Source organism: Synechococcus sp. R8-2 (assembly GCF_047461715.1).
GTDB lineage: Bacteria > Cyanobacteriota > Cyanobacteriia > Thermostichales > Thermostichaceae > Thermostichus.
Genome location: NZ_JANSHQ010000283.1, coordinates 1 through 5,001 on the forward strand (window position 1 = coordinate 1; position 5,001 = coordinate 5,001).

General features: G+C 59.8%; 4 protein-coding genes. 3 read left to right on the top strand and 1 reads right to left on the bottom strand.

From position 1 onward, the window contains the following. The 3 genes from NW819_RS07430 to ppk1 all read left to right on the top strand — a co-directional run. Nucleotides 1-974 (top strand): branched-chain amino acid ABC transporter permease (locus tag NW819_RS07430; protein ID WP_414413366.1); only part of this gene is annotated, 974 nt, incomplete at its 5' end. After that, the gene (locus tag NW819_RS07435) at nt 974-1,933 is read left to right on the top strand and encodes a branched-chain amino acid ABC transporter permease (RefSeq protein WP_414413367.1); all 960 of its coding nucleotides are present in this window, start codon (nt 974-976) and stop codon (nt 1,931-1,933) included. The genes NW819_RS07430 and NW819_RS07435, both read left to right, overlap by 1 nt. A gap of 58 nt (nt 1,934-1,991) precedes the next feature. Beyond that, the gene (gene ppk1 / locus NW819_RS07440) at nt 1,992-4,166 is read left to right on the top strand and encodes a polyphosphate kinase 1 (RefSeq protein WP_414407338.1); all 2,175 of its coding nucleotides are present in this window, start codon (nt 1,992-1,994) and stop codon (nt 4,164-4,166) included. 80 nt (nt 4,167-4,246) lie between these two features. Here the strand turns inward: ppk1 and NW819_RS07445 are convergent, their stop codons facing one another. Further along, entirely contained in the window at nt 4,247-4,747 is a 501-nt protein-coding gene (locus tag NW819_RS07445; protein WP_414413368.1) for a DoxX family protein, read from the bottom strand. Nucleotides 4,748-5,001 lie beyond the last annotated feature (254 nt).

Below are 5,001 nucleotides of genomic sequence, written 5' to 3' on the forward strand. Positions count from 1 at the left end.
CGTCCCGCTGGCGCGATCAGCCGTATCCTTCCGCTGTGCCGGACGGGATCCCGCTCTCGGCAAACCCGTGGCATTATCAGGGCAAAGTGTTTTTGGGGGCAAGCGTGACCCAACTGTTGCAACTTTTCATCTACGGCCTTGTCTTGGGCAGCATCTACGCCCTGGGAGCAATTGGGGTGTCGCTGACCTTTGGCATTTTGCGCTTTGCCAACTTTGCCCATGGGGATCTGATGACGCTGGGGGCCTACTTCGGCCTGACGTTGGTCGGGCTGGGTTGGCCGATTGGGGTGAGCCTGATCCCGGCAGCCTTGGCCACGGTACTTTGTGCAGTTGGGATCGACCAGCTCATCTATCGCCGCCTGCGCCGGGAGGCCCCGGTGATCTTGCTCATTTCTTCTTTTGGCACCGCCCTGATTCTGCGCAGCCTGGTGCAGATCATCTGGGGGCCCAACAATCAGGTGTACCGCAGCGGGATCCAGTTGCCGTGGCGGCTTGGGGAGCTGCGCATTAAGCCCGATTGGGCGGTAATCCTGGCGGGAACAGCCCTGTTGGTGGTGGCACTGCATCTCTTCTTACAACGCACGCGGGTGGGCAAAGCGATGCGGGCCATGGCCGACAATTTTGAGCTGGCCAAGATTACTGGCATTGATACAGAGCGGATCGTCCTCTGGACTTGGGCCATTGGCGCAGCCTTGGCCTGTGCAGCAGGTGTGTTCCTGGGCATGGATACCCGTCTGCACCCCACCATGGGCTGGCGGCTATTGCTGCCCATTTTTGCAGCGGCCATTCTCGGCGGCATTGGTCGCCCTTACGGGGCCATTGCCGGAGGGCTGGTGATTGGCCTGGCGGAAGAGTTTTCCACCTTGGTGATGAACCCTGCCTATAAAACCGGGGTGGCCTTCGCCATTTTGGTACTGCTGCTGATCTTCCGACCCACGGGATTGCTGGGATCCCCGGGTGGGGGGGATGTCTGATGTTGAGCTACGGCATTTTCTTTCTGGTTTTGGTGGGGATCTACGGCGTGCTGGTGCTGGGCCTCAATATCCAGTGGGGCTACGCCGGCATGTTCAACATCGGGGTGGGGGCTTTTTTTGCCGTGGGAGCCTATGCCAGCGCCATTGTCACCACACCCCCAAGCGCCGAGCATTTGGGCGGCTTCAATCTGCCCTTTTGGGTGGGTTTTGCCATAGCTGTGGCTGTCGCCGGGGCGATTGCCTTTTTGATCGGGTTGATTACCCTGAAGCTGCGTTCCGACTACTTGGCCATCGCCACCATCGGCATTGCTGAGATCATCAGCCAAATCCTGAGAAATGAGGGCTGGCTCACCAACGGTGTGCGGGGAATTACCCGCATTCCGCGACCCTTTCGCGGCTGGATCCCAGGTCAGGATACTCTTCTCTACTTGGGCTTGGTGCTGTTGATCTTGGCGGCGGTCTACTGGGCCACGGAGCGGGCCTATCGCTCCCCTTGGGGGCGGGTGTTGCGGGCCATTCGCGAGGATGAACCGGCAACCCTGGCTGCCGGCAAAGGTGTGCTCCAGTTTCGCCTGCAAGCGTTTGTGCTGGGATCCATGCTCATGGGGTTGGCGGGGGCCCTCTACGCCCATTTTGTCAATTTCATCAGCCCAGAAGCCTTTCAACCGGAGTTTGCCACCTTTATCGTTTGGGTAATGCTGATCGCGGGGGGCAGTGGCAACAATCGCGGCGCCTTGCTGGGAGCGCTGGTAATTTGGGGGGTGTGGTCGGGCAGCGAGTGGCTCACCAACCGTTTGCCGCCCCAGTGGGCCACCCGGGCTGGCCCTTTGCGCATTTTGTTGATCGGGATCCTGCTCCAGGTCATTCTTCTGACGCGCTCTCAAGGATTGTTGCCTGAACGTCCGCCCAAGCCCGTCTTGGGCACTTCTCCTTCGCCTCAGCAGAACCCCGCAGGATAGGATTGGGTCGGCTCCAGCTGTTGTTGACGTGTTTGAGATAACCCAGCCCTCTGTCGTCATGACTCCGCGTCCCAAGGAAACTGACCCTTCCTGGCCACCCTGCAACCCCGACACGACGGGCTGCCCCCCTGATGCCGGACAACCAGGGATCCGGACTACACCCATCCAAGAGGGCTATGCTCTGCCGGAGCAGTATTTCAACCGGGAGCTGAGCTGGATTGAATTCAATGCCCGGGTTTTGCACGAGGCCCTGGATGAGCGCACACCTCTGCTGGAGCGGCTGAAGTTTCTGGCCATCTTTGAGAGCAACCTGGACGAATTTTTCATGGTGCGGGTGGCGGTGATCCGTCGTCAGTTGGAAACGGGCGTGTTGGTGCTAACCCCGGATGGCCTTACACCGCAGCAGCAGTTGCAGCAGATCTCGAGCCACCTGCGCCCCCTGATTCGAAAATTGCACACTTGCTTCCGGCAGGAACTGGTGCCCAAGCTGGCGGAACAGGGCATTCACATCCGCGATTTTTCCGAGCTGGCCGAGTCGGAACGGCAGGAGCTGCGGGACTACTTTGAGAGGCGTTTGTTTCCGGTGCTCACCCCCTTGGCAGTGGATCCGGGCCATCCCTTTCCCTACATCTCCAACCTCAGCCTCAGCTTGGCGGTGGTGGTGCGGGATCCAGAGACTGGCAAGGAGCATTTTGCTCGCGTGAAGGTGCCCAACACCTTGCCCCGCTTTGTGCCGCTGCGGGATGGGGTAAGCTTTGTGCCGCTGGATCAGGTGATTGCCCACCATCTGGAAGCGCTGTTTGTCGGCATGCAGGTGCTGGAGTACTACCCCTTCCGCATCACCCGGGATGCCGATCTGGAAATCCAAGAGGACGAGGCCGACGATCTGCTGGCTGCCATTCAAGAAGAGCTGCGCAAGCGCCGCTTCGGCTCAGTGGTGCGCATGGAGATTGCCAGCCAAACTCCGGCAGCCATCCGACAACGGCTCAGCGAAGAGATGCGCCTCAACAGTGACTCGGTGTACGAAGTGGATGGCCTCTTGAGTATGGGGGGGGTGATGGCGTTTCTCAGCCTGAATCGGCCCGATTTGAAGGATCCCCCTTGGGGGCCGGTCACCCCGCCCCGCCTGCGCACTGCCTCGGTCAGCGATGAGCCGGTGGATATCTTTGCCGTCATCCGGGAAGGGGATCTGTTGGTGCATCACCCCTACGATTCTTTTGCCGCCAGCGTGGAACGGTTTTTGGAGGAGGCCGCCAACGATCCGCAGGTGCTCACCATTAAGCAAACCCTCTACCGCACCTCCGGCGACTCGACGGTGGTGAAATCCCTCATTCAGGCCGCCGAAAACGGCAAGCAGGTGGCCGCTCTGGTGGAGCTCAAAGCCCGTTTCGACGAAGAAAACAACATCCTCTGGGCCAAAAAGCTGGAGAAAGCCGGGGTCCACGTGGCCTACGGCCTGCCGGGGCTGAAAATCCACTGCAAACTGGCTTTGGTGGTGCGGGAAGAGGAGGGATCCCTGCGCCGCTACGTCCACATCGGCACCGGCAACTACAACCCCAAAACCGCCCGTATCTATACCGACCTAGGGCTGTTCACTTGCGATGAGACCCTCTGCAACGATGTTACGGAATTGTTCAACCTACTGACGGGCTACTCACGGCAACGGCAATTCCGCAAGCTCTTGGTGGCCCCCAGAACCCTACGCCAAGGCATGGAAGCCCTGATCCGCCGCGAGATGCGCCATGCCCAAGCGGGGGGCCAGGGGCGTATCATCGTCAAGATCAACTCTCTCACCGACCCGGAAATGATCCGGCTGCTCTACGAGGCCAGCCAAGCCGGGGTGGAGATCGATCTCATCGTGCGCGGCATGTGCTGCCTCAAGCCCGGGATCCCCGGCCTAAGCGAACGCATCCGCGTGATCAGCATCATCGGGCGCTTCCTGGAGCACTCCCGCATCTTCTACTTCTACAATGGCGGCCAGGAAGAGTACTTCATCGGCAGTGCCGACTACATGACCCGCAACCTGGATCGGCGCGTTGAGGTGGTTACCCCTGTGGAGGATCCCGCGTTGCAGCGGGAGCTCAAGGCGATCTTGGACATCTGCCTGACGGACAACCGGCAAGCCTGGGAGTTGCGCCCTGATGGCACCTACGTGCAGCGGCAACCCAAGCCAGGAGAGCCTGTGCGCTCCACCCACCAACGCCTGATGGAGCGGGCCGCCAGCCGCATTTAGCAGGATGACTCTCACTGCTAACCTCTCTCTCAGAGGGAGAGAGGAGCAGCCTCGCCGCTATCGGGAATGGCCACCAAAGCTCAGGATCCGGTGGTCTTGGCGGCCTCGGCCTCTTCCTCGCCCAGCGCAATTACCCGTTCCGTGGCCTGCAACGAAGACTGCAAGCTCTCCAACTTCTCTCGGCTGGAGCGGTTCAGCCACGACTCGATTGCGTTCACCAAGAGCTGATCCACAGAGAACCAGCCCCCCCCATTCACCGCAAAGGCCAGGAAGATCGCTGCGTAAATGGCGGATAGCTCCAAGTAGGGAACGCTGAAGCCGGCCACCTTAATGTGATGGAACATGGCCACCGCCATCGTGGCGAACAAGCCCAGTGCTGCCCCTCGGGTCAACAAACCCAACGCCACCATCGGAGCTGCGATCAGCTCGGTATAGGCAGCCACATAAGCGAAGAAGATCGGGAAGGGCAACCCGATCACTTCTACATAAGCCGTCGCAAACCCTTCGATATCTGCCAGCTTGTCAAGGCCGTTGTGAATCATGAATAGCCCTGCCACCACCCGCAAAACGGTCCACGCCACTTGAGACCAGCGCGGAGTTACGCTGTCGTGACGCAAAGCTGAGGCGAGTAGCACGGGAAACTGCTGAGAGGGTGCCATAGGATAAAACCTGCGATGCAAAGATGAGCAAAGATTCTAACTCATTGTAACGATTCTAAATTTCTGTAACAAGATGGGGTTCAGGTCCCCAGTGGTCAAGGGATCCCATGCAAAAACAGGGATCCCATGCAAAAACAAGGCCTCCGGTCCGCTTCCGCGAAAGGCCTCCGGCCCGC

What these genes read in the sequence shown, in the direction of transcription:
- NW819_RS07435 (WP_414413367.1), top strand. Translation starts at nt 974, where the DNA reads ATGTTGAGCTACGGCATTTTCTTTCTGGTTTTGGTGGGGATCTACGGC.
- ppk1 (WP_414407338.1), top strand. Translation starts at nt 1,992, where the DNA reads ATGACTCCGCGTCCCAAGGAAACTGACCCTTCCTGGCCACCCTGCAAC.